This window comes from Vibrio atypicus (assembly GCF_009811315.1).
GTDB lineage: Bacteria > Pseudomonadota > Gammaproteobacteria > Enterobacterales > Vibrionaceae > Vibrio > Vibrio atypicus.
Genome location: NZ_BLID01000007.1, coordinates 239,475 through 264,760 on the forward strand (window position 1 = coordinate 239,475; position 25,286 = coordinate 264,760).

General features: G+C 44.0%; 21 protein-coding genes. 10 read left to right on the forward strand and 11 right to left on the reverse strand.

Going from position 1 to position 25,286, the window contains the following annotated elements; all coding sequences use genetic code 11:
• Positions 1-28 precede the first annotated feature (28 nt).
• The 4 genes from ileS to ispH all read left to right on the forward strand — a co-directional run bounded on the left by ileS (position 29) and on the right by ispH (position 5,141).
• Entirely contained in the window at positions 29-2,869 is a 2,841-nt protein-coding gene (gene ileS, locus GVO60_RS15970; RefSeq protein WP_159655780.1) for an isoleucine--tRNA ligase, read from the forward strand.
• A 206-nt stretch (positions 2,870-3,075) separates the two neighbouring features.
• Positions 3,076-3,579, forward strand: coding sequence for a signal peptidase II (gene lspA, locus GVO60_RS15975; protein ID WP_159655781.1), 504 nt, complete (start codon positions 3,076-3,078; stop codon positions 3,577-3,579).
• Between the two features lie 138 nt (positions 3,580-3,717).
• Positions 3,718-4,149: an FKBP-type peptidyl-prolyl cis-trans isomerase gene (fkpB, locus tag GVO60_RS15980; protein ID WP_159655783.1), complete on the forward strand. Its 432-nt coding sequence runs from the start codon at positions 3,718-3,720 to the stop codon at positions 4,147-4,149.
• Between the two features lie 26 nt (positions 4,150-4,175).
• Positions 4,176-5,141, forward strand: coding sequence for a 4-hydroxy-3-methylbut-2-enyl diphosphate reductase (gene ispH, locus GVO60_RS15985; RefSeq protein ID WP_162596551.1), 966 nt, complete (start codon positions 4,176-4,178; stop codon positions 5,139-5,141).
• A gap of 110 nt (positions 5,142-5,251) precedes the next feature.
• Here ispH and GVO60_RS15990 read toward each other — a convergent pair whose 3' ends face one another.
• Positions 5,252-6,736: a carbon starvation CstA family protein gene (locus tag GVO60_RS15990; RefSeq protein WP_159655787.1), complete on the reverse strand. Its 1,485-nt coding sequence runs from the start codon at positions 6,734-6,736 to the stop codon at positions 5,252-5,254.
• Positions 6,737-6,936: 200 nt separating this feature from the next.
• Between GVO60_RS15990 and GVO60_RS15995 the strand changes: the two genes are divergently transcribed.
• Positions 6,937-7,278, forward strand: a complete 342-nt coding sequence (locus GVO60_RS15995) for a DUF2799 domain-containing protein (RefSeq protein WP_159655789.1) — start codon at positions 6,937-6,939, stop codon at positions 7,276-7,278.
• Between the two features lie 50 nt (positions 7,279-7,328).
• Here GVO60_RS15995 and murQ read toward each other — a convergent pair whose 3' ends face one another.
• Together murQ and GVO60_RS16005 are read right to left on the reverse strand one after the other, a co-directional pair.
• A complete protein-coding gene (murQ, locus tag GVO60_RS16000; RefSeq protein ID WP_159655791.1) occupies positions 7,329-8,255 on the reverse strand; it encodes an N-acetylmuramic acid 6-phosphate etherase in 927 nt (308 codons plus the stop codon).
• Positions 8,256-8,267: 12 nt separating this feature from the next.
• Positions 8,268-9,380, reverse strand: coding sequence for an anhydro-N-acetylmuramic acid kinase (locus GVO60_RS16005; protein WP_159655793.1), 1,113 nt, complete (start codon positions 9,378-9,380; stop codon positions 8,268-8,270).
• A gap of 100 nt (positions 9,381-9,480) precedes the next feature.
• On the opposite strand from GVO60_RS16005, the gene nagZ reads away from it, so the two are divergent.
• Positions 9,481-10,467: a beta-N-acetylhexosaminidase gene (gene nagZ / locus GVO60_RS16010; RefSeq protein ID WP_159655795.1), complete on the forward strand. Its 987-nt coding sequence runs from the start codon at positions 9,481-9,483 to the stop codon at positions 10,465-10,467.
• A gap of 49 nt (positions 10,468-10,516) precedes the next feature.
• On the opposite strand, the gene btsR is transcribed toward nagZ, so the two are convergent.
• Both btsR and GVO60_RS16020 read right to left on the reverse strand, forming a co-directional pair.
• Positions 10,517-11,236, reverse strand: a complete 720-nt coding sequence (gene btsR / locus GVO60_RS16015; RefSeq protein ID WP_159655797.1) for a two-component system response regulator BtsR — start codon at positions 11,234-11,236, stop codon at positions 10,517-10,519.
• 9 nt (positions 11,237-11,245) lie between these two features.
• Positions 11,246-12,922 carry a sensor histidine kinase gene (locus tag GVO60_RS16020; protein ID WP_159655799.1) on the reverse strand — a complete coding sequence of 559 codons (1,677 nt, stop codon included), beginning with the start codon at positions 12,920-12,922 and terminating at the stop codon, positions 11,246-11,248.
• 236 nt (positions 12,923-13,158) lie between these two features.
• Between GVO60_RS16020 and GVO60_RS16025 the strand changes: the two genes are divergently transcribed.
• Positions 13,159-14,229 carry a 3-deoxy-7-phosphoheptulonate synthase gene (locus GVO60_RS16025; RefSeq protein ID WP_159655801.1) on the forward strand — a complete coding sequence of 357 codons (1,071 nt, stop codon included), beginning with the start codon at positions 13,159-13,161 and terminating at the stop codon, positions 14,227-14,229.
• 29 nt (positions 14,230-14,258) lie between these two features.
• Positions 14,259-15,386, forward strand: coding sequence for a bifunctional chorismate mutase/prephenate dehydrogenase (gene tyrA / locus GVO60_RS16030; protein WP_159655803.1), 1,128 nt, complete (start codon positions 14,259-14,261; stop codon positions 15,384-15,386).
• A gap of 61 nt (positions 15,387-15,447) precedes the next feature.
• Here the strand turns inward: tyrA and GVO60_RS16035 are convergent, their stop codons facing one another.
• The 3 genes from GVO60_RS16035 to ettA form a co-directional block, all read right to left on the reverse strand.
• A complete protein-coding gene (locus GVO60_RS16035; RefSeq protein WP_159655805.1) occupies positions 15,448-16,455 on the reverse strand; it encodes a M23 family metallopeptidase in 1,008 nt (335 codons plus the stop codon).
• Positions 16,456-16,465: 10 nt separating this feature from the next.
• Positions 16,466-16,837 carry a PilZ domain-containing protein gene (locus GVO60_RS16040; RefSeq protein WP_159655807.1) on the reverse strand — a complete coding sequence of 124 codons (372 nt, stop codon included), beginning with the start codon at positions 16,835-16,837 and terminating at the stop codon, positions 16,466-16,468.
• 183 nt (positions 16,838-17,020) lie between these two features.
• Positions 17,021-18,688, reverse strand: a complete 1,668-nt coding sequence (ettA, locus tag GVO60_RS16045; protein WP_159655809.1) for an energy-dependent translational throttle protein EttA — start codon at positions 18,686-18,688, stop codon at positions 17,021-17,023.
• Between the two features lie 256 nt (positions 18,689-18,944).
• Between ettA and sltY the strand changes: the two genes are divergently transcribed.
• Positions 18,945-20,900, forward strand: a complete 1,956-nt coding sequence (gene sltY / locus GVO60_RS16050; RefSeq protein ID WP_159655811.1) for a murein transglycosylase — start codon at positions 18,945-18,947, stop codon at positions 20,898-20,900.
• 16 nt (positions 20,901-20,916) lie between these two features.
• Positions 20,917-21,213 (forward strand): trp operon repressor, encoded by a 297-nt coding sequence (gene trpR, locus GVO60_RS16055; protein ID WP_159655813.1) that lies wholly within the window; start codon positions 20,917-20,919, stop codon positions 21,211-21,213.
• A gap of 76 nt (positions 21,214-21,289) precedes the next feature.
• On the opposite strand, the gene yjjX is transcribed toward trpR, so the two are convergent.
• From yjjX to GVO60_RS16070, 3 genes are read right to left on the reverse strand one after another with little or no spacing between them, the layout of a single operon-like run.
• Entirely contained in the window at positions 21,290-21,823 is a 534-nt protein-coding gene (yjjX, locus tag GVO60_RS16060; RefSeq protein ID WP_159655815.1) for an inosine/xanthosine triphosphatase, read from the reverse strand.
• On the reverse strand, positions 21,789-24,137 hold the full coding sequence (locus tag GVO60_RS16065) for a putative bifunctional diguanylate cyclase/phosphodiesterase (protein ID WP_159655817.1): 2,349 nt from the start codon (positions 24,135-24,137) through the stop codon (positions 21,789-21,791). Before GVO60_RS16065 ends, yjjX begins: the two co-directional genes overlap by 35 nt.
• A complete protein-coding gene (locus GVO60_RS16070) occupies positions 24,121-25,164 on the reverse strand; it encodes a polyamine ABC transporter substrate-binding protein (protein WP_159655819.1) in 1,044 nt (347 codons plus the stop codon). Before GVO60_RS16070 ends, GVO60_RS16065 begins: the two co-directional genes overlap by 17 nt.
• Positions 25,165-25,286 lie beyond the last annotated feature (122 nt).

Below are 25,286 nucleotides of genomic sequence, written 5' to 3' on the forward strand. Positions count from 1 at the left end.
TCACCCAACACAACGGAATTAAGAATCGATGAGTGAGTATAAAGATACCCTGAACCTTCCTGAAACAGGGTTTCCGATGCGCGGTAATCTGGCCAATCGCGAGCCAGAAATGCTTAAGCGTTGGTATAAAGAAGACCTTTACGGTGAAATCCGCAAAGCGAAGAAAGGCAAAAAATCTTTCGTCCTACACGATGGCCCTCCATACGCGAACGGCGACATTCATATTGGCCACGCGCTAAACAAGATTCTTAAAGACATTATTATTAAATCCAAAACACTTTCTGGTTTTGATGCACCGTACATTCCTGGTTGGGACTGTCACGGCCTACCAATTGAACTAATGGTAGAAAAGAAAAAAGGCAAACCAGGCCAAAAGATTTCTGCATCTGAATTCCGCGAGGAATGTCGTAAATATGCAGCGGGTCAGGTTGAAGGCCAAAAAGAGAGCTTTAAGCGTCTTGGTATCATGGGTGAGTGGGACAAACCTTACCGCACTATGGACTTTGGCACAGAAGCAAACATTATCCGTGCACTAGGTAAAATTGCAGATAATGGCCACCTACTAAAAGGTTTTAAACCTGTTCACTGGTGTACAGACTGTGGCAGTGCACTTGCGGAAGCAGAAGTCGAATACAAAGACAAAGTCTCTCCATCTATCGATGTGAAATTCACAGCGGCAGACGAAGCAGCACTGCTTGAGAAATTCTCTTTAGCTGATGGCCACGAAGGCCAGGGCGAGATCTCAATTGTTATCTGGACAACAACGCCATGGACACTGCCTGCAAACCGCGCAGTGTGTCTACGTGATGATCTAGAGTACGTACTGATCCAAGTCGAAGCAAATGGTGAGCAACCAGCGCAACGTATCGTTGTAGCTTCTGAATTAGCAAAAGACGTTATGGATCGCGCGGGTATCGAGCATTTCCACAACCTTGGTTTTGCTAAAGGTGCGGATCTAGAGCTTGCTCAGTTCAACCACCCATTCTACGACTTTACAGTTCCTGCGATCCTTGGCGATCACGTGACAACTGACTCAGGTACTGGTGTGGTTCACACTGCTCCTGGTCACGGTCAAGAAGACTTTGTAGTTGGTAAAAAATACAATCTAGAAGTTGCTAACCCAGTCGGTTCGAATGGCGTTTACCTACCGGATACAGAGCTATTCGCTGGTCAGCACGTATTTAAAGCAAACGACTCTGTTTTAGAAGTTCTAAAAGAGAAAGGTGCACTACTGCATCACCATGCGTACGAGCACAGCTACCCACATTGTTGGAGACACAAAACTCCAATTATCTTCCGTGCAACACCACAGTGGTTCATTTCTATGGATCAAGCCGGTCTACGTGCAAAAGCACTAGAGTCAATCAAAGGTGTTGAGTGGTTGCCAGAATGGGGTCAAAGCCGCATTGAAGGTATGATTGAAGGTCGTCCTGAGTGGTGTATCTCTCGTCAACGTACTTGGGGTGTGCCAATCGCTCTATTCGTTCACAAAGAGACTGCTGAGCTGCACCCGAATTCACTAGAGCTTATTGAAAAGGTAGCGCAGCTAGTTGAAGAGAAAGGTATTCAAGCATGGTGGGATGTGGATGCAGCGGACCTAATGGGTACTGAAGACGCAGCTAACTATGAGAAAGTCCTTGATACGCTAGACGTATGGTTCGACTCAGGTGTGACTCACTACTCTGTGGTTGATTCTCGCGAAGAGTACAACGGTAACAGTGCTGATCTATACCTTGAAGGTTCTGACCAACACCGTGGTTGGTTCCAATCTTCTTTGATTTCATCAATTGCGATGAAAGACGAAGCGCCATACAAGCAAGTGCTGACGCACGGTTTTGTGGTTGATGGTCACGGCCGTAAGATGTCTAAATCAATCGGTAACGTTGTAGCACCAAAAGACGTAACCAACAAACTAGGTGCAGACATTCTGCGTCTATGGGTTGCATCTACAGACTATACGGGTGAAGTTGCGGTTTCTGATGAAATCCTTAAGCGTTCAGCTGATGCGTACCGTCGTATTCGTAACACAGCACGTTTCTTCCTAGCGAACCTAAATGGCTTCAACCCTGAAACGGATATTGTTCCTGCAGAAGAAATGGTTGCACTGGATCGCTGGGCTGTAGGTCGTGCTCTCGCTGCTCAAGAAGAGATCGTTAAAGCGTACGGTGAGTACAATACTCACGCAGTAACGCAGCGTCTAATGCAGTTCTGTTCAATTGAAATGGGTTCATTCTACCTAGACGTGATTAAAGACCGTCAGTACACAGCGAAATTGGGTGGCCACGCTCAACGCAGTTGTCAGACTGCGCTTTACTACATCGTAGAAGCGCTAGTTCGTTGGATGGCTCCTATCATGTCATTCACAGCAGATGAAATCTGGAACGAAATGCCAGGCCAGCGTGATAAGTTCGTATTCACTGGTGAGTGGTTCGATGGTCTATTCGGTCTAGCTGAAGGTGAAGAGCTAAATAACGAATTCTGGGCTGAAATCCAGTCAGTTCGTGGTGGCGTTAACAAACTGCTAGAAGATGCTCGTAAAGAGAAAACCATTGGTGGTTCTCTACAAGCGCAAGTGACGCTTTATGCGGATGATGCACTAGCGGCGAAAATCAACAAGCTAGAAGATGAGCTACGTTTCGTATTGCTAACATCGGCTGCAGTGGTTAAGCCTCTAAGCGAAAAGTCAGACACAGCACAAGCGACCGACGTTGAAGGCTTGTTTGTTGAAGTACAAGCGATTGAAGCTGAGAAGTGTGACCGTTGTTGGCACCACACACCAGACGTAGGCACAATCGAAGGTCACGAGAAGATTTGTGGTCGTTGTGTGTCGAACGTTGATGGTGAAGGTGAAGTTCGCAAGTTCGCTTAATTGCTCGTCATTCTTGGCACTGTAGCTGTGTTGACTGCACTGACTCGCTCCATCACATAGGAAAACTATGCTCAGGAGCCTCGTAAGCTTGTCGCCTTGCTACAGCACCAATAATTTAGAGCAAGAGTTCTCGGAACTTTATTGAAATTTTATAGCCCCAGTATCTACTGGGGTTATTTTTAGGATTTATTTCTTTAGGGGATAAGATGTCAAACATTCCACTAAAACAATCAGGTGTGCGCTGGCTATGGTTAGCCGTGTTGATCTTTATTGCGGACATCGCGATTAAACTGTTTGTTATGGACAATATGGGTTATGGCTGGGCAAATCGTATTGAGGTATTGCCTTTCTTCAATTTCCTCTATGTTCATAACTATGGAGCTGCGTTTAGCTTTTTGAGCGATCAAGCAGGTTGGCAACGTTGGTTCTTTACCGGTATCGCATTCTTAGTGACAGGCATGCTGACTTACTGGATGAGCAAGCTACCAGCCAAAGAAAAGTGGAACAACATTGCTTACGCCATGATCATTGGTGGAGCCGTTGGTAACGTCTTTGACCGCGTGGTACACGGCTTTGTTGTGGACTATCTTGATTTCTTCTGGGGTGATTATCATTGGCCTGCATTCAATCTAGCGGACACGACTATCTGTATTGGTGCGGCAATGATCATTCTTGATGGCTTTCGCAAGAAAGAAGATGCCAAAGCTTAAATCGTGATTAATTGAATAACCCTAAGCGCTGTCTGTTGATTCAGGCGGCGCTTTTCTTTATGTTGATGCCCAAGTCGACAGTTATTCGTATTACAAAGTTAAAAGAGTCGACAAACCTAACCACAAGGAAGCAGTAACGTGACAACAATCGCCCAAGACTCAGCAGTAACTCTGCATTTTACCATTAAGATGAACGACGGCTCTGTCGCTGATAGCACTCATAACATGGGTAAGCCAGCTAAGTTAGTGATTGGGGACGGAAGTTTAAGTGAGAACTTTGAAAACTGCCTGATTGGTCTACAGCAAGGTGATAGCAAAGCCATTGAACTGAAAGCTCAAGACGCATTTGGAATGCCAAATCCTGACAGTATTCATCATATGGACCGTGCTAAGTTTGTCGGCGATGCTGAAGTTGAAGTCGGCACTATCATGGCTTTTTCTGGCCCTGATGGTATGGAAATTCCTGGAATCATTACCGAAATTGCAGGTGATTCAGTAACAGTCGATTTCAACCATCCGCTAGCCGGACAAGATGTGACTTTTGAAGTTGAGATTTTGACAGTAGAATAGCCAGCCAGAGCGAAAATATAACCACCATGAGCAATGAAATGAAAATTCTTTTAGCCAACCCTCGCGGTTTTTGTGCCGGTGTTGATCGCGCGATCAGTATCGTTGAGCGTGCATTAGAAATGTATCAGCCACCGATTTATGTTCGCCATGAAGTCGTGCATAACCGTTTTGTTGTTGAGGGTCTTAAACAGCGCGGCGCAATATTTGTTGAAGAGCTGCATGAAGTACCTGATGACAATATTGTTATCTTTTCCGCTCATGGTGTGTCTCAAGCGGTTCGCAAAGAAGCTAAAGAGCGTGATCTTACTGTGTTTGATGCGACTTGCCCATTGGTTACAAAAGTTCATATGGAAGTGGCTCGCGCAAGTCGCAAGCATATGGAAGTGGTTCTGATTGGTCATGCTGGTCACCCTGAAGTCGAAGGTACAATGGGGCAATATGCGAGCGAGCAAGGTGGTATGTACTTGGTTGAAACGCCAGCAGATGTTGAAGCTCTAAAAGCTAAGGTTAATGATCCAAGCAAATTGCACTATGTTAGCCAAACAACACTGTCTGTTGATGAAACGGCAGATGTGATTGAAGAATTACGCCGTGTCTTCCCTGATATTCAAGGCCCTCGAAAAGATGATATCTGTTACGCGACTCAGAACCGCCAAGATGCAGTGCGTGAGATGGCAACGGATGTGGATGTCGTGATTGTTGTTGGCTCAAAGAACTCATCAAACTCGACGCGTTTGAAAGAGTTAGCTGAGAAACTGGGCACGCCAGGATTTCTAACTGATTGCCCAGAAGATATTAAACCTGAGTGGTTTGAAGGAAAAGTTAAGGTCGGCGTAACAGCGGGCGCATCTGCACCGGAAGAGCTTGTGAATCAGATCTTAGAAAGAATTAAAGAACTAGTGGGTACTCGCTCAGTCGAAGAAATTCAAGGTCGTGAAGAGAACATGTTCTTTGAAGTACCTAAAGAGCTGCAAATTAAGCAAGTTGACTAAATACATTGATTAAGAAAAGCCAGCGGTAATCGCTGGCTTTTTTACATTTTCAGATAGAGATAAGGCTCCCGAGGGAGCCTTTTTGTATAGCAAGCGAAGTGCTGTTGGCTTTATGCAGTTTCAGTGACTGCTTGTGGTTTTTCTTCATCAGCAAGGTCGGTTTCGCCTTTCCCTTTTGATGTTTTGATTACGTAAGCCGTTACTGCTAGTGCAAATAGGATTCCTGAGACGGTTGATACCTGAATTGGTAGACCGAAACCAAGGGTACTGTTGTTCAAAATGAACGTTGCACATACAGTTGTCATGAACATCGCTGGGATAGTTGTAATCCAGTGCAGCTTGTTATGGCGTAGTAGGTAAGCCGATGCAGTCCACAGCATCATTACCGCTGTTGATTGGTTAGCAAAGCCGAAGTAGCGCCAAATAACGCCGAAATCTACTTGAGTTAAGATGCCACCAATGATGAATAGTGGAACAGCCATCATTAGTCGATTGCGTAGTGCTTTCTGGTCAACGTTAAAATATTCAGCAAGGATTAAACGGCTAGAGCGGAATGCCGTGTCACCTGAAGTGATTGGTAAAATAACCACACCTAGGAAAGCAACGATACCACCGAAGACACCAAGTAGACCAAATGATGCACTGTAGACGACATTACCTGGACCACCGTTCTTAACTGCCTCAGAAAGTGATTCTAGTGAGCCGAAGAAAGAAAGCGCAATCGCACACCAGATAAGAGCAATTACACCCTCACCAATCATTGCACCGTAAAAGACAAAGCGACCATTCTTTTCATTTTCCATACAACGAGCCATTAGTGGCGATTGTGTCGCGTGGAAGCCTGAGATAGCACCACAAGCGATGGTAATGAATAGAGCAGGCCATAAAGGCATATCGTTCGGGTTTAGATTGCTCAGCATGTCGCTGACTTGGAAATCGCCCATAACTGTGTGCTCGCTTGAGAAAGCCACTGCAGTCATCAAGCCAACAGACATAAAGATTAGTAGTGCACCGAATAGAGGGTAGAAGCGACCGATTATCTTATCGACAGGAACAATCGTTGCGATGATGTAGTAAGCAAAGATGGCGATAACCATTGTCGTCATGCTGACATTTAAGCTGGTTTGATCGTTGATAAGGTTGGTGATCATGCCTGCTGGAGCAGAAACAAATACCACACCAACTAGCAGTAATAGAACAATGGCAAAGATGTTCATAAAGTGTTTAGCGCCATTGCCTAGGTATCGACCCGTGATAGTTGGTACGGATGCACCGCCATTGCGCACCGATAACATACCGGAGAAGTAGTCATGTACGGCACCAGCGAAGATACAGCCAACGACAATCCATAACATTGCTGCCGGGCCGTAAAGCGCCCCCATGATTGGCCCGAAGATTGGACCTACACCCGCAATGTTGAGTAGCTGGACAAGGTAAACTTTTTTCGTCGACATTGGTACGTAGTCAACACCATCTTGCTTGGTATGAGCAGGTGTTTGACGTTTTTCGTTAATACCAAATACTTTCTCAATGAAAGCACCATAAATAAAGTAGCCGCCGATGAGGGCTGCAACGCAGGTGAGAAACCACAACATAACACTTATTCCTTAGTATTTAAGCTCACCATGGATATTACGGAGTCTCTTAGCAAGATACATTCGCTTCTGAAGTGAGTGGTCGTATTGTAGTTTTAGTGGTAATAACTCAACTTGAGCGGTTTTTATCTCTCATAAGTGGCAATTTCACCAATTTAGTGTTTTAGTTAAAAGAACAGTTGAAAAAGTGAAGAAAAACAATGAGAAAGATTGTATTGGTTCTGATATCTCTATCATTAATGGCGTGCATGGCATCTCCAGAACAGCTTGCACAAGAGGGCAATTGGTACGAGATTGGTTATCAAGATGGTGTGTCCGGTCACACTCAGCGTTCAGTGAAAAACCTATCTAAGTTAGGTTCAGCGAAATATGGTGAATATGAGCAAGGTTATCTAGAGGGTGTGGATGAGTATTGTAACCCCAACTTTGCGTATCAAATCGGTCTATCTGGGCAATATTATGAAGGGGTTTGCGAAGGCACTCAGTATGGACAAAAGTTTCGTATGGAGTGGCAACGTGGTTGGAATGAATATAACCAGTAAATGAGATAACCGCTGAATAAGAGGGAGGAGAGACCTCTCCCTCTTAATACCTATTCACCTTTATAGTGTTGTACGGCTTTGCGTAAGAAACCATTTTGGTGAGCTAATTGTTCATGTGCCGCCTCGATATCCATTCCCGTCAATATCATCAGGATCGCCAGTTTCACATCATATTTTGTTTGCTGTAAGGTTTGTTCGGCAAGCGATTTATCGCAGTCGGTCGCTTGCATCACAATGCGCGCAGCGCGTGCGACAAGCTTTTTGTTGGTTGCTTTTACGTCGACCATTAAATTCTGATAGCTCTTGCCTAGGCGGATCATACTCGCTGTGGTGAGCATGTTTAAAACTAGTTTCTGTGCAGTCCCTGATTTCAAACGTGTTGATCCGGTTAAGGCTTCTGGTCCAACAACTGGGCTAATGGCAATTTGGGCAATGTCAGCAATCGGTGAATCAGGGTTACATGACAGAGCAACCGTAGTCGCACCAGTCTCATTCGCGTATTCTAAAGCGCCAATCACGTATGGAGTGCGCCCGCTCGCTGCAATACCAACAACAACATCTCGTTGACTGAAATTAATAGCTTTGAGGTCTTCGACACCTAAAGTGAGCGAATCTTCCGCCCCTTCCTTAGCTTTAAGAATCGCTTCTGGACCGCCTGCAATGAGCCCTATGACCATTTGATCGGATACGCCAAAGGTCGGTGGACATTCTGAAGCATCAAGCACCCCTAAACGGCCACTTGTTCCTGCGCCCATATAGATGAGTCTACCGCCAATTTTGAATGCTTCGGTAATCTTCTCAACCGCTTGGGCTATTTCAGGTAACACCTTCTCTACTGCAATTGGAACTTGTTGGTCCTGTTGATTGATCCTTTGGACTATTTCTAAAGCGGGAAGCAAATCGATGTCCATAGTGTCTGGGTTGCGTCCTTCGGATACAAGGTGTGCGAGCGCGGCAATGAGTGCATCGTTTGTCATGGAAATCCTTAGTTAATTAGCTGAATAGAGCACGCCAAGTGAAGCTAGGCGACTTGCCCCTGTCACTTCGGGTAGGTTGCTTGGCAGGCGGTGTATGTGGCGATAAGCTAGCCAAGCAAAAGCCATCGCTTCCATATTGTCACTACTGATGCCTTTTGTGTCTGTAGCGCAAACCGACCAATCAGGTAGTAGGGCGGAAAGACGTTGCATGAGGAGTGGGTTGTGAACACCGCCACCGCAAACAAGAACTTCAGGGCTAGGACCCAAAGTAAACTGCTCTACCTGTGCGCAAATAGTCTGCGCGGTAAATTCACATAGTGTGCGCTGAACATCATGATGATCCATAACGTGATGAGTTAGCTTTGATGTGAGCCAGTCAAGATTAAATAGCTCCCTACCTGTGCTTTTCGGCGCTTTTAAAGCAAGGTAGGGCTCTTCAAGTAGAGTGGCCAGCAAATCAGTATCGACATTGCCTTGCCGTGCAAACTCTGCATCTTTGTCGAAAGGCTGACCTCTATGGAGGTGACACCAAGCATCCATCAGCATGTTACCAGGCCCGGTATCATAACCTATCACTGGTGCGTTGGGGCTCAGTACCGAAATATTCGCAATCCCACCAATGTTAAGTACCACGATGCTGGAATCTGTTGGCTGAAAAATCGTTTGATGAAAGGCTGGAACTAATGGCGCTCCTTGGCCTCCGAGTGCGATATCTTTACGACGAAAATCCGCCACGGTATCAATACCAGTGTGCGCCGCGATGATATTAGCGTCGCCAAGTTGGGTCGTAAATGGTGTTGAGCCTGTTGGCTGGTGGAAGACAGTTTGACCGTGGTTGCCAATAGCTCGAATCGATTCATTCGGATAGCCCGTGCTATCTAATAGCGCATTGATCGCGTCAGCATAAAGTACACCTAGCAAGTGATCGATTTGGCCAATTTCAATCAGATCTGTTTTTTGCCCTAAACAAATATTGAGCACGCGCTGGCGAATCTCGTCAGGGTAGGGGAAGTCATGATGAGCCAGCAGCCTCGGTTGACCATTGTCAATTTCAACCAGTGCAGTGTCGACACCATCTAAACTGGTGCCCGACATGACACCGATATATAACTCTTTTGTAGCCATTCTCAATTTTTACTACGCCTGACATAGAATCCATTGTAAACCGAGAATAATCCTAATACTCTCGGCAGCATAGCGAAAAATCAGTTTGGCTGGAGTAAATATGGGACCATTATGGCTGGATGTGGATGGCTACGAGCTAACCGCTGAAGATAAAGAGATTTTAGAGCACCCAACGGTGGGTGGTGTCATCTTATTCTCACGCAATTACTATGATAACAAACAGCTTCTGGCATTAAATCAATCGATTCGTGAAGCGGCGAAACGACCTATATTAATTGGTGTCGATCAAGAAGGTGGCCGAGTTCAGCGATTCCGTGATGGTTTTTCTATTATTCCGGCAGCGCAAGAGTTCGCCAAACATAATCGCGGAGAGCAATTGGCTGAGCAAGCTGGTTGGTTGATGGCGGCTGAGCTGATTGCTCATGATGTTGATCTCAGTTTTGCCCCTGTTTTGGATAAAGGGCATGAGTGCAAAGCGATTGGTAATCGAGCGTTTGGTGATGAGGTGGATACGATTGTTCGTCACAGCACGGCTTATATGCGTGGAATGAAATCTATTGGTATGGCGACAACGGGTAAACACTTCCCGGGCCATGGCGGTGTAATTGCAGATTCTCACCTTGAAACGCCTTATGATCAACGTGACACAATTTTTGAGCTCGATATGCAGGTGTTCAAAACGCAGATTGAAGCTGGTGTATTGGATGCCATGATGCCAGCTCATGTGGTTTACCCTCATTACGATGATCAACCAGCAAGTGGTTCTGAATATTGGTTAAGACAAGTATTACGCGAACAGCTTGGCTTTAAAGGCATTGTGTTTTCGGACGATTTAACGATGGAAGGTGCGGCCATTATGGGCGGACCAGCAGAGCGTGCGCACCAAGCTTTGGTGGCAGGGTGTGACATGATATTGGTGTGTAACCAACGTGATGCTCAAGTTGAGGTATTAGATAATCTACCTGTATTAGAGACCCCAGGCGCTGAAGTTCTTTCGAAAAAGCAGAGCTTTACCTTGGCGGATCTTCAACGTAGCTCGGAGTGGAAGCAAGCCTCTGAAGCCATGCGTCGTATGCTTGAAGATTAGTTTTTTACGTCATTATAAGTATAAAAAGAGCCACAAAATGTGGCTCTTTTTAATGGAAACCCAGTCGCTCTTTTAATGTTTTTAAGTAGCGTCGACTGACGGGGATTGGGTGATCGCTGATGGTAATGATTTCGGCTAATCCGTTTTCGAGCAACTTGATCTCTTTAATCGCCTTAACGTTAACTAAAAACTGGCGATGGCAGCGAACGAGCAAGGTTTTCTCTTCCAACGTTTTAAGTGTGAGTTGAGATGTGGCTTGTTGCTCGTTCGTCTGAACGTGTACCCCACTAATATCGCTATACGCAAATTCAACATCTAGGGTAGGGATGATTACGATTCGGTTTAAACCCACACAAGGGATCTGATCGAGGCTTTGTGGCGCGATAGCCGCTATTTGATCATGGCTGTTTAGTTGGGATTTTAGTAGGCGTTTGATGGTCTTGTTTAATCGCTCTGTGTCGACTGGCTTTAATAAATAATCAAAGGCATTGTCTTCAAAAGCTTGAATAGCAAATTCATCATAAGCCGTGACAAAGACGACTTTAGGCATGGTTTCAGGATCAAGCATTCCAAGCAGCTCAATACCTGTAATTTGCGGCATTTGAATATCAAGGAAAACCACATCAGGCTTGAGCTGGTTGATCTTCTTTAATCCTTCAATTGCATTGCTTGCTTGATCAATTACGTTAATCTTTCCTGTCTCTTCCAGCAGTTCCGTTAGCTCTTCACGAGCGAAGAGTTCGTCATCTATGACTAAAGCAGAAAGCATCTCAGTACCTTAATTTTTGTTCTTGATTGGAATGATAAAACTCATTCGGGTTAATTGATTCGGTTCTACATCAATAGTTAGGGCTGAATTCCGCCCAAATTGATTGGTTAGGCGCTTGTCTACGATTTGCATGCCTAAACCTGCATGGTCCTCTTTGGGCGCGACATAGCTGCCAGCGTTGTCTTGCACAATGACTTTGTAACCGTCTTCTATGGCTTGGCTGTAGATTCTGATTTGCCCGCCTTCAAGTAAGTTAGATATCCCGTGTTTAATTGCATTCTCAACTAGTGGTTGCAACGTAAAGGTTGGCAACTTAAGGTCCATTAGGGCGTGATCAATATTGATGTCGACTTCTAACCGATCTGTAAAGCGTGCCTTTTCAATCGTGAGATACGCATTGACATGAGCCAACTCTTCTTCAAGGGTTACCGTTTCTATATCTTGCTTCAAGTTACTGCGAAAGAATTGTGACAGATGCTGTATGAGCTCACGTGCCTTGGTTGGATCACGCCTGATAACCGCACTTATGGTATTCAATGCATTGAATAAAAAGTGTGGATTTACCTGAGCGTGAAGCAATTTAATTTCGGCTTGAGAGAGGAGAGTTTGTTTCTGTTGATAGTCTCCAAACAGAATCTGACTGGAAAGAAGTTGGGCGATACCTTCAGCCATCGACATATTGATGGTTGAGAACAACTTTCTTTTCGGTTCATATAGCTTAATGGTACCGATCACCTTGTCACCGGTTCTAAGAGGAATGATTAAAGCGGAGCCGAGTTTACAGTCCATGCTTATGGAACACTGATATGGGCGTTCTTTGCCATCAAGGTAGATGATGTCGTTTTTCTTAATTGCATCCATCGTACTTTGAGAAGAGATTGGCGTCTCGGGTTTATGGTGATCATCACCAATACCAACGAAAGCGAGAATCTTTTCGTCATCGGTGATTGAGACTGCACCTACATTGGTCTCTTCATAGATGATGCGGGCAATTTTTTCAGCATTTTGACTATTAAAGCCAGACGCAAGAATCCCTACTGAACGTTCAGCAATATTTAACGCTCTACGAGAAAAGGTTGCAGAGTATTCTTCAAAGATGGTTTTTCTATCTTGTAGGATACTCATAAACAATGCGGCACCGACGGAGTTGGCGATAATCATTGGTGCGGCGATAGCAGAAACTAGGCTATATGCTTGATCAAATGGTTTAGCGATGATCAAGATGATCACCATTTGGACGATTTCAGCGACCAATGTGATAGCAAACACGACGCTAGGATTAAAGAGTTGATCGCTCTTGCCTTTACGTACGAGGTAGGTGTGTAGTAAACCGCCAATTAATCCTTCTGCTGTCGTGGAAATAGTACAAGCAAGATCGGTAAAACCGCCTAATGTGTATCGATGAATGCCGCCAGTTAATCCGACGAAGAATCCCACCACGGGGCCACCAAACAATCCACCCATAACAGCGCCAATCGCTCGGGTATTTGCGATGGCATCATTGATCTGTAAGCCAAAATAGGTGCCCATAATACAAAACAGTGAGAACAGAATATAAACACTGACTTTGTGGCTGATTCGATTTGAGATATTGAGCAGAGGCAAAAAGATAGGGGTCTTGCTTAGCATGTAAGCTAAAACGAGGTAGACGCACATTTGTTGAAGTAGCGAAAGAATCAGATCCATAACTTTTTCTGCTGATGTTTTTTGTCTATTTTAGATAACTTCTCTGTTAGAAAGTATGTTTAATGCGTCACTTTGGCATAAAACGTCTATTTTTATCTGATGTAAATTATTATTTACGATTGTGTTTTTTATTGTTTACGGTTGAAATCTGGATTTAGCCTGTTAAGGTAGAGTTATTCACCACTCAGTATGAATGGATAAATTGAGTGTAAATTTATATATACAGGTCAAGAGTTATGCAAAAAAGTGAACTAAGCAATATCAATATCAGTGAAGAGCAGGTGTTAATCACGCCGGAAGAGTTAAAAGCTAAAATTCCACTGAGCGACAATGCGCGCCGCTTTATTCAAGAATCTCGTGATACGGTAGCTAACATCATCCATAAAAAAGATCATCGTTTATTGGTGGTATGTGGACCATGTTCAATTCACGATGTTGATGCGGCAAAGGAGTATGCGCGTCGATTGAAACAGCTTTCTGAGCAGCTTAGTGACCAACTGTATATTGTAATGCGTGTTTACTTTGAAAAACCTCGAACAACGGTTGGTTGGAAAGGGTTGATTAATGACCCTCAATTAGACGGAACGTTTGATATTGAGCACGGGCTGCATGTTGGCCGTAAACTGCTGGTTGAATTGGCTGAGATGGAAATCCCGCTGGCAACAGAAGCGCTTGACCCAATTAGTCCACAGTACCTAGCAGATACTTTTACTTGGGCTGCGATTGGCGCGCGTACCACTGAATCGCAAACACACCGTGAAATGGCGAGTGGCTTATCTATGCCTATCGGCTTTAAAAATGGTACTGATGGCAGCCTAGCGACCGCAATTAATGCGATGCAAGCGGCTTCTTCTAGCCACCGCTTTATGGGTATCAATCGCGAAGGCCAAGTTGCATTGCTGACTACCCAGGGCAACCCAAATGGTCATGTAATTCTGCGTGGCGGTAAGCAGACTAACTACGATTCGGTTTCTGTGACTGAGTGTGAGCAAGACATGGCGAAGCACGGTCTAGATGCATCTTTGATGGTGGACTGCAGCCATGCGAACTCACGTAAAGACTTCCGTCGTCAGCCATTAGTTGCGGAAGATGTTATCCATCAAATCCGTGAGGGCAATAAATCTATTATTGGCCTAATGATTGAGAGCCACATCAATGAAGGTAATCAATCTTCAGATATTCCTTTGAATGAAATGCAATATGGCGTATCTATTACGGATGCATGTATCAATTGGGATACAACTGAGGCACTATTGCGTCATGCGCACACAGAATTAGTGCCATTTTTGGAAGAACGCCTGAAGTAACTATCTCTTCAATCAAGTAAGGAAAATCAATGGCTGTTGAGCTGAATGAGTTGCGTGATCAGATAGACGCAGTAGATAAGCAAATTTTAGATTTATTGGCGCAACGTTTGTCGTTGGTTGAAAAAGTCGGTGAAGTTAAGAGTGAACACGGCTTACCTATTTATGCTCCAGACAGAGAAGCAGCCATGTTGGCTTCGCGTAGAGAAGAAGCTGAGAAGAAAGGCGTTCCACCGCAACTGATCGAAGATATTCTACGTCGCACTATGCGCGAATCGTACGCGAGTGAGAAAGACTCAGGCTTTAAGTGCTTAAATCCTGAGCTGCGTTCAGTGGTTATTGTCGGTGGTAACGGTCAGTTAGGTAGCTTGTTTGGTCGTATGTTTAAGCTTTCTGGCTACGATGTGAAAGTGCTCGGTAGTCAAGATTGGTCGCGTGCCGATGAGATTCTAGATGGTGCGGGTTTGGTTGTTGTAACGGTTCCGATTCACCTGACGGAAGGGGTGATCGAGAAACTAGGTAAACTGCCGGAAGATTGTATCTTATGTGACCTGACCTCAATCAAATCGAAACCGTTGCAAACTATGCTGAATGCCCACTCCGGTCCGGTTGTTGGATTGCATCCAATGTTTGGCCCTGATGTTCCTAGCTTAGCGAAGCAGGTGATTGTCTATTGTGATGGACGCGGTGAAGAGCAGTATCAGTGGCTCTTGAAGCAGTTCTCGATCTGGGGAGCGAGTTTGTGCCAAATTGATGCGGCTGAACACGATCACGGTATGACTTTAATTCAGGCTTTACGTCACTTTACTTCGTTTGCTTACGGTCTTCATTTAAGCCGAGAAAACCCAAGTATCGATAAGTTGCTTCAGTTGAGCTCTCCGATTTACCGATTGGAATTGGCGATGGTTGGACGCTTGTTTGGTCAAGATCCAAATCTATACGGAGATATCATTCTCTCTTCAGATGAAAACATTGCGATGATCAAACGTTTCCACCAATGTTTTGGTGAGGCATTGACGGTACTGGATGGTAAAGACAAGAAAGCATTCGTGGAAAGCTTTGAGAAAGTGAGCGACTGGTTTGGTGACTATTCACAGCAATTTTTGGATGAGAGCCAAAACCTGCTCAAACAAGCGAACGATTCAATTCATCGCGGGTAGCCTTAAACTTTCTAACGAAAAAGAGCAGCTTCGAGCTGCTCTTTTTGTTTTCAATGTTCGATTACTGAACAGTCGTCGACTCTGCAGGCTCTTCAGTTTTCACTGTACTTACAGAGTTGTCGATGTAAGGTTTGTTGGTCAAGTTGACCTGTAGGCGAACCGTATTGTCGATCAGTTGAACAAGTGGCGCCCATTTTACTTTTTTCTCTTTCTCAAACAGATAGTTAAAGTTTTCTGGTGACCAGTCCATCGTATATTGAGGGTTGAGTGGGCGACCTAAGAAGCGCACTTCATAATGTAAGTGTGGCCCTGTCGAGTTACCTGAATTGCCACAAGTTGCGATGAGATCCCCTTTACTCACAAATTGGCCGCTGCGAACTTTAAAACGCGATAAATGAGCGTATGAGCTCATAAAACCAAACGAGTGTCTAACGGTTAGGTAATTACCATACCCTTTTGAACTTGGGCGCACGGTTTCAATCACACCATCAGCCGGTGCGTAGATCTCTTCACCGCGCTTACAGGTCAGGTCGATGCCTGTGTGAGTGTGTCGCTTACCGGTAATTGGGTTGGTTCGACGTCCATACGAAGATGAAATACGTTGGTACTGCATTGGGGAATCGTTAGGGATCATGCGGAACATGGTCGCACGTACTGCTGAGTCGACAGCTGCAGCGTCTAAACGATCTTCTAAGTTCTCTTCCGTTGTGGATTCTTCGTTTGCCAGCCCTAGAACAGATTCAACATCAAACACTCTTTTTCCGAGAATGCTGATTTCTGTTTTTTTATCTTCTAGCTCTTGGGTAACGGCATGTGTTTCATTGATTTGTTCAGCGTAGAGTTGCTCTAACTCACTTTTTTGTTTTTCAACTTCGCTCAATTTATCAATCAGTAAGTTGTATTGCTGCTGAGCAGAGCGTTCACTTTGCCAGTTATGGTAAACATAACCTGCACCGATTGCAGCAGACACTGCTACGGCAGAGAGTGAACCGATCAGGGCTTTTCTCGAGACGTGAAAATCTTGTACACCAGAGGAAGCTGGAATAGAAATGGTAATTTTTTTAGACATACTGCTTTCGTTAGGTGTATTCACCTAGGTCAGACAAGTGCTCGATATCTCGATGCAATAGTTCGTCATCACCTACGTTTAATTCAATCAACCGCTTTAGATGTCCGATACTCTCAATATCAATATGATCAATGCTTAGACGAATCATATTGTTATTAATACCAACAATATTCCCTACGAGTTGGATCGTGACATCGCTTCCTGAAAGCGAAAACTCTACGTTAACTTGTTCATCTTGAGTCAGTAGTGCTGACTGGTCACAGTCAATTAATAAGCCATGTAAGGATAAATCACTGATAGTAGCATTTACAGTATTTATACCTTGGCGAAGCACAGTTTGGGTGCGATAAACAATACGCGAAAAACGACGACGTTCAATCATAGCAATCTCTCTTAATCTGAACTCTCAGAGTAACAAAATTATTATGGTAGCTATGCGGAGTCGTTCGCATTATTTAGCATTATCAATCGGGATATTTATCCGTATTGTGAGCTATATAATAAAGGCCGCTAATTTAAGCGGCCTTTGGACAAATTTCAAGCATTAGCTATTGTGAGAGTAAAATTACTTCGTAATACGCTTGTATTTGATGCGATGCGGCTCTGCTGCTTCAGGCCCTAAGGTCTTCTTCAGCCACTCCATGTACTCAGTATAGTTACCTTCGTAGAAGTTCACTTGGCCTTCATCACGGTAATCGATGATATGCGTTGCGATACGGTCTAGGAACCAACGGTCGTGCGAGATTACCATAGCACAGCCAGGGAACTCTAATAGCGCTTCTTCTAGTGCACGTAGCGTTTCAACGTCAAGGTCGTTGGTTGGTTCATCGAGTAATAGTACGTTACCGCCAGCTTTAAGCAGCTTAGCAAGGTGTACACGGTTACGCTCACCACCAGAAAGCTCGCCAATGATCTTTTGTTGATCACTGCCTTTGAAGTTGAAGCGTGAACAGTAAGCACGAGCTGGGATTTCGAAGTTGTTGATCTTAATGATATCAGCGCCTTCAGAGATCTCTTGGAATACGGTTTTGCTGTCATCCATGCTGTCACGGAACTGATCAACAGACGCCAGTTTCACCGTGTCACCCATCTCGATAGTACCTGAGTCAGGTTGCTCTGTGCCGCTTAGCATTTTAAATAGGGTCGATTTACCTGCACCGTTGGCACCGATAATACCGACGATCGCACCTTTAGGCATGCTGAACGATAGGTCGTCAATAAGAACACGGCCATCAAATGATTTCGTTAGGTTATTCACTTCGATAACCTTGTCGCCTAAGCGCTCGCCTGGCGGAATGAACAGTTCATTTGTTTCATTACGCTTCTGGTGATCGCCGCTTTGTAGTTCTTCAAAGCGCGCCATACGTGCTTTTGACTTCGCTTGACGACCTTTAGGGTTTTGACGAACCCACTCAAGTTCTTTCTCGATAGTCTTTTGGCGAGCTTTTTCTTGAGATGCTTCTTGTTGTAGACGCGCATCTTTTTGCTCAAGCCAAGAAGTGTAGTTACCTTGCCATGGAATACCTTCACCACGGTCAAGTTCAAGAATCCAACCCGCAGCGTTATCAAGGAAGTAACGGTCGTGGGTGATAGCAACAACAGTACCTGTGTAATCTACAAGGAAGCGTTCTAGCCATGCCACAGATTCTGCATCCAAGTGGTTGGTTGGTTCGTCAAGAAGCAGCATATCAGGCTTCTCAAGAAGAAGACGACAGATAGCAACACGACGACGCTCACCACCAGATAGGTGCTGAATTTTTTGGTCCCACTCAGGAAGACGAAGGGCATTTGCTGCACGCTCAAGAGCGTTTTCTAGGTTGTGGCCATCTTTCGCTTGAATCAGTGCTTCAAGTTCACCTTGCTCTTTTGCTAGCGCGTCAAAATCAGCACCTTCTTCAGCGTAAGCCGCATATACCGCATCTAGACGCTTTAGTGCGCCTGCGACGTCTGAAACCGCTTCTTCCACTATTTCACGAACGGTTTTCGATTCGTCGAGTACCGGTTCCTGCGGTAAGTAACCTACGTTAAGTCCCGGTTGTGGACGAGCTTCACCATCAATATCAGTATCGATACCAGCCATAATACGTAGCAGTGTTGATTTACCTGCACCGTTTAGACCCAAAACACCGATTTTTGCACCAGGGAAGAAGCTCAGAGAGATATCTTTTAGAATTTGACGCTTAGGTGGCACAATTTTGCTCACCCGCGACATGGTATATACGTATTCAGCCATTGCCGATCGTTCCTAAAATTTAAATTCACGTAGCTGGCTATTTTATACCAAGATGGTGCGCTTTGTTACCTCCAAAACGGGACAAGTGGTTGGAAAGTAGCTATTGATGCTTTACTGATCAATATTCCGAGTAAAGCAAGGGTGCGGTCACAGTTGTGTGAATTTATTATTATTTACATCTCCGCGCTTTACATGGCTGCGTACAATGAGCATAAATTAGGAACTTAATTGATTATTCTCAACGGGAAGAGAATCTATGATGCTGACGTTTTCCAAGTCGCTGCATCGCATTCCTTCATCGGTGCTGACGTTGGCATCGATGGTTTGCAGCGCAAGTTATGCCACTTCAGCACTGGCAACTAACCTTCAAGAACAACGTAATATTTACGATCAGGTACAAGACTATTTAGACGACAAAGATGTCGCTAGTTATCAGAAATTACGGGGTAAGATTTCAGACTACTCGCTCACTCCGTATGTCGACTACCGAGCTTTTTTGATTGATATCGGTGATCGCTCACCACAAGAAGTTGAAGCTTTTATTCAAGATCACCAAGACTTTCCATTTTCGGGACGAATCCGAGCGCCTTATATTAGTAGCTTAGCTAAGCAAGGTGATTGGAAAAGACTACTCGAGTTTCAAACAGTTGAGCCGCGCGGCGAAACTTATCAGTGTCATTATTACAATGCGCTTTACCAACAAGGAAAAACTGAACAAGCCTTTCAAGGCGCTGAAAAGCTTTGGCATTCGGGTCACTCCATCGCAGACGCCTGTGATCCTCTATTTGAGGCATGGGACAACGCGGGTTTAAGGAGCGACGAGCAAATCCTACAGCGCATGCTGCTGGCATTTGAAGCTCGAAATGGTTCGATAATGAACTACCTCAAAAAACAGGTGGAATCAAAGCCGGCAAAACAAAAGGCGACAGATATGAAGGCTCTGTTTAACAAGCCTGAGACTGTTGCTGAGTTTGCACGCTCTCATCCAGCGGAACCGTTTTATCAACAGCAAGTGATTCAAGGGCTTAAAAAGCTGGCGCGTAAAGACGTTAAGCAAGCTCAGAAAGTATTTGATTCCGTGGTGACGGCTCAGGAATTACCTGAAGCAGAGGTTCAAATACTGGCGGATTATCTTTCATTTCGTTTAATTAATACCGATTCCGATGAATTGGCTAAGTGGCGTGATAGCAAAATCAAAACATCCAATAGCGGAGTTTTAATTGAAAGACGTGTTCGGCTGGCAATTCAGCATGTTGATTGGCCGGGAGTTAAGCAGTGGATTGAGGTACTTCCTGAAGATAAACAGAGTACGATTCGTTGGCAATATTGGTTAGGGCGTAGTGAAATTGCAACGGGAGAGCAAGTCTCGGGACAGCAAAGACTCGCGAGATTGGTTGGGCAACGCAATTTTTATAGCGTAGCTGCTGCTAAAGAGATTAAACGTTCTATAGATTATCCTGTTTCGACAGTACAGCTTGATAAAAAAGCGATTGCACCATTTCACTCATCATTGGTTCGTATCGCTGAATTGATTGAACGCGACAAGATTGCTGCCGCCAAGAGTGAATGGCGCTGGTTATTAAATCGTGTTGATAACAATCAAAAAGAGATGTTAGCCGCCTATGCGTCATATAAGCGTTGGCATAACCTAACTGTTACCGCCAGTATCGAAGCAAAAATGTGGGATAATTTAACCTTGCGCTTCCCAGTTGCTCATCGCTGGTGGTTTAATTTCTATGGAGATAAACATGGCATTGACCCTATCACTCTAATGTCATTAGCTAGGCAAGAAAGTGGCTTGGATGTTGAAGCTCGCTCACCAGTTGGCGCAAGAGGCATTATGCAGATCATGCCTGCAACCGCGAAATATACCGCGCGTAAGTATCAATTAACTTACCAAGGTACAGGCGATTTATATGAAGTGGGCAAAAACATTGAAATTGGTAGCCATTATTTGAAAGGTTTATTGGATCAATACGATAACAATCGAATTTTTGCCTTGGCGGCGTATAATGCGGGACCACATAGAGTAAAAACCTGGCGTGGACGAACCCAAGGGAAACTGGATGCGTACGCATTTATCGAGGCGATTCCATTTAAAGAAACTCGCGGTTACGTACAAAATATTCTGATGTTTGAAACGTATTATCGAAACCTATTAGGAGAAGATGGTGCCTTTTTGGACAAGAATGAGATGACCACCAGGTATTAATAGGTAGTAAAATTTAATGGCAACAGAACCTGAGTACACAGACTGGCAACAGATTTTAGATCTGGTTAAGAGTAGTAGTGAGTCAAATCAGCATGAGATGCTGCTGACGATGTTGTTGACTCCTGATGAAAGAGAGTCTCTCGTTGCTCGGGTGAACATATTTAGAGAGTTGCTTGAGGGTGACTTGTCTCAGCGTCAAATTAGTCAGATGCTTGGCGTTGGTATTGCAACCATCACTCGTGGTTCTAATGAACTCAAATCTAAGTCTGAACTAGACAAGCAAGCTCTTGCTGAATTGTTGCAACGAAAATGAATGCTTGATTGATTGCGATTAAAGGGTGCCTTGATGGCACCCTTTTTGTTGTTTCTTGTTCGCCAATTGCTATTAATTATAGATTAGCTGGAAAGTGTTCTGCGTTTGTGAAAGGAATCAAAGCGAGAATTAGAGCTTGGTGGTAGACGCTGCTGCGGGTGAGTATATCGTTAGTTAGTAAACTAATCGCCCCCCCTTTTTGTTTAATATTCTCTGTTGCAAATACTTCGTCCATCACATCACCTAGTTCATTAGCATTGGTGAGCTTTTCAATTACTAGTGGCGGTAACATCAAGCTTGCTGAGCGAGATTCACCTCTGTGTGTTGCTGATTCAATGACCATCCAGGCAAATGTGACGCTGCCCTCTATTCCTGCTTCTAAGCCGACATAGTAATCCCCATCTACCTGTTCTGATTTTGCGTTTCTTACTCTATTGCGCGCACCATCATAAGTTTCTTGGTTAGTCATAGGTTGGTCTGCGACTTCACTCGCTACACTAACTCCTGAAAAATAGAACTCTTGCTCTGGAAATGCCGCTTGAAAGGCACTTTTAACGGCATTAATTTTGGCTGGGTTAAGCGAAGCTACAATAACTTTCTTCACTGACATCGATGATTCCTTGGTGATTCTTAGTGTTCAATCTGAGTTGCTCAAGTGAGAGTGGAGCAGAGAGGTAGTAACCCTGCATAAAATCACATTGATTACTGGCTAGCCACTGGTGCATTTCGGCGGATTCGATTCCTTCCGCGGTCACTAGCATAGATTGAGAGTGGCAAAGGTCAACTAAAGGTTTTACAACATTTTGGTTGTTGGTTTTGATCAATGCCGCCAAAAATTCTCGGTCAAATTTAATCTTTTGTACTGGGTATTCAACTAACTGAGTGATTGAGGTATAGCCTGAGCCAAAGTCATCAATGGTTAGCTTAAAGCCCATTTGTGATAGCTCATAAAGCAATAAGTAGCTTTGAGAGTCTGAGGCAAAAGTCTCAGTGATCTCAAAATCAATTAAGCTAGGGAGAACTGCATATTGACTCGCCATCATTGTTATATCTTGAGCCAGCTGAAGTGAATCAAGTTCTGCTGAGGAGAGGTTGATCGATATTTGGACTGGTGATTCAAAACACGATTGTATCTCAGAGAAATTTTTAAAGGCTGTTTTTACAACCCAACGATCTATTGTGCCAAAGAGACCAATTTGCTCTGAGATTGGGATAAATTCACTAGGGTCCACTTTACCGAGCTTTGGAGAGTTCCAACGAAGTAGTGCTTCCACACCTACGATTCGTTCACCAGTGCGATTGTAGTAGGGTTGATAAAGGAGTTGAAACTCTTGGTCTAGGTGACAGGTTCGCAATGCCCGCTCGATTTGGGAGCGACGGCGTACGAGCTGATCGAGTTCTTTCGAATAGTGGGCAATTTGGTTTTTACCAGCTCGTTTAGCCTGATACATCGCGGTATCTGCATTCGAGAGCAGTGAAGTTAACTCTCGGCCATCCTCAGGGTACGAGGCAATACCAATACTGGCTGTGATTGGAAAATTCCCAAGTGGAGAGTTAGCACTATTTTGAATTGGTTCTAATACAGCTTGTGCGATATCAGGAGCATAGCTCGTATTTTGTGTCGAAGAGGATATAAAAACAGCAAACTCATCCCCAGAGAGTCGCGCCGCAAGACATTTGATATTGAACTTAGCTTGGAATTCATTGCAGCGTTGTTTGATATGTTCAGCAAAATTTACCAGTAGAGAATCGCCAATGTGGTGACCGTATTTATCATTAACGTATTTGAAGTTGTCCAAGTCGATATACAGAATCCAAGCGCGAGTATTCATTAATTTATTTGCGATAGTTCGTTCAACAAAGACTTGGAATTGATAGCGATTAGCAAGCTGAGTTAAGTGATCATTTTCCGCCATCGCTTTGGTCTTTTGATAGCTGGAATTGAGCTCTTTGTACATGTCATAAAAGCGGACAGATAGACGACCTATCTCGTCGTCTGTTGTTAGACGATCGATATTCGTTCTTTTTTGTTGTTCGACCTCTTGTAGCTGGTCATCTAAGCTTGTAATCGGTCGGATGACATGGCGATAGAGTAAGAACAATAAAATTAGAACAGTCGATACAGCTGAAGCACCAAAGGCAAGCAACAACTTGTTTTCAATCTTATTAAGCTGTTGTTCAAGTAGATATTGAGCAGGATCTAACACCGCATAGAGGTTAGGTTTGAGTTCTACCGATTGAGTCAAACCTGATTTTTTTACAGGTTCTTGCGCAAAGAAAATACTACTGTCGTTATCAAACTCAAGAATGCGTTTGAGTTGATCGAAGTTTTCGAGTGATAAGGAAACAACAACAAAAAATATCTCGTCTTTGTTATAGCTTAATGGGGTGCTTAAGGTATTACTATCTAAAACGTCATAACGAATTAATATACTTTGCCCTTGGTAGTTATTGGCAAAACCGGTGTGGGATAACTCCCCAGTTTGTTTATAAATATGTCTTATGTACTTGAGTACATTTTCATCGAGTGTTGAGAAAGGGTCGGATTGGTTATCTGCATAAAACTTAACCCCGGCTTTGCTATCTACGATTGCGACCGCGATATTATCTTGTTTGTTGGGTTGAAGATCATCGATGGTCGTTTGCAGATTATTTATGAGCCTCATATCTCGATAGGGATTTTCTGGCTGGCTGTAGTAGTGGCGTATGATATCGCTTTTTATAAGGGTTAAAGAATAGCTGTTTATCAGTGAGACAGATTGGCGAAAATGTCCAGCAAGCTTTTCCATGGTGAGCTGCAGGTAGCTATTTTCTCGTTTAATAAGAGTATTTTTTTGGTTTACATAGATACTATAACTCGATGCCGCAGCACTGAGCATAATGACAGGTACAACCAACAATAGGACTCTAGTACTGAGCTTCATGGTTCTTGACTATATGGTTAATTATTTTTGTTCTCAAACTGATGTTTTCCGCTGAAAGCTCACTATCAATAATGCTGTTTTTAATTCGTTCTGGGCTAGGAAATAATGATGCATCATTTTTATACCAATCAGGCACTTGTTTTAATGCACTTAAATTCGGCGTTGCAGCTTTGATATCTATTGCATTTTTTGCAGCAATTTCGGGATCTGAGATATAGTTTAAAAAAGCCTTAGCCATTTTTTTATTGGTAGAGTGGCTACTGACGGCTAAACAGTCTAGCCAGATGTAAGTTTCTCCTTTTGGAATTGTAAATCCCCAAATATCTCTACCAAAAGTACGATTGAGAGAGTGTTGATCGCCGCTATAGGCGAGTGCCATTTGCAGTTGGCTTTGCTTATGCTGACTACGTACGTAGCTAAGTACATACTCGAACGTTAAAACCTGTTTGCTGAATGCTTCAAATTTAGGAAAGGCAGCTTCAATTTGTTGTGTATCTTCCGTTAGCGGGGAAAGATTAAGGCTATAGAAGATAGGAAGGAGTGACTCAACGCTATCGTTAATCATTCCAATCTTCTTGTTAAACTCGGGTGGCGGATTAACAAATTCACCCCAAGTTACCGGTGGAGAGGCTATCAGATCTTTTCGGTAAGCAATACCGACACTTCCCCAAAAGTAAGGGATCGCATAATCACCACAAGCTTGGTTCCATCTAGGTGCATTATGCTTTCTATTGGGTAAATCAGAGAGATTTTCAAAGCTTCCTAAATCACCATAGATTTGAGCAGATACATTGTCGAGTACCACGATATCAAAGGGAAGTTGAACGTTTTTCATCATGAGTAAACTGCGTTCATCGTCGTTGTCAAAATGAGACAGTTCTAGTATCGAGTTGCTTTCCTGTTCCCAACTCTGAATAACCCGCGGCGATAGAGTATCTTCCCATAGATAGAGACTTAGTGAGTTACTCTTGGCATTTATGGGGAAAGAGAAGAAGGAGAAGAGTAGAAGTGAGGTTAACGCTCTCATGCTGACTTGTGTGGCACCCTTAAACAAAATTGTCTATCAATGCTTATCAGAGTCAGTTGTCGAGCTGACACAAAACTAATATGCAACTTAATAATTGAATACTAAGAAGATTACTAAATTGT